Source organism: Pseudomonas sp. BCRC 81390 (genome assembly GCF_030341915.1).
Lineage (GTDB): Bacteria > Pseudomonadota > Gammaproteobacteria > Pseudomonadales > Pseudomonadaceae > Aquipseudomonas.
In genome coordinates, this window is the sequence record NZ_JATAAG010000060.1 from 1 (window position 1) to 324 (window position 324).

General features: G+C 68.2%; 1 protein-coding gene. It reads right to left on the reverse strand.

The genetic code is table 11. The features are described from left to right. Positions 1-324: Ig-like domain-containing protein (locus tag QSV36_RS14715; RefSeq protein WP_289132667.1), on the reverse strand; the 324-nt coding region annotated here is incomplete at both ends.

A 324-nucleotide genomic window follows, 5' to 3' on the forward strand; every position in this document is an offset into this window, starting at 1 on the left:
CGGATTACCGCTGCCATCGGTCAGGGTCACGGTGCTGTTCGGCTCGGCGGTACCGCTGAGGCTGCTGCCGTTGCTCAGGTTGATGGTGGGCGTGCCCGGAGCTACAGCGTCTACGGTGGTGCTGCCTTGCGGGCCGGTGTTGCCGGCCGGGTCGCGGGCCTCGGCATTGACTACCGTGCCGTCCGGCAACGGCGTTGCCGGGGTGAAGCTCCAGTTGCCGTTGCCGTCGGCGGTGGTCTGGCCGATCGGGTTGCCGTTGCCATCGGTGAGGATGACCGTGCTCCCCGCCTCGGCGGTACCGCTGATTTCACTGCCATTGCTGGG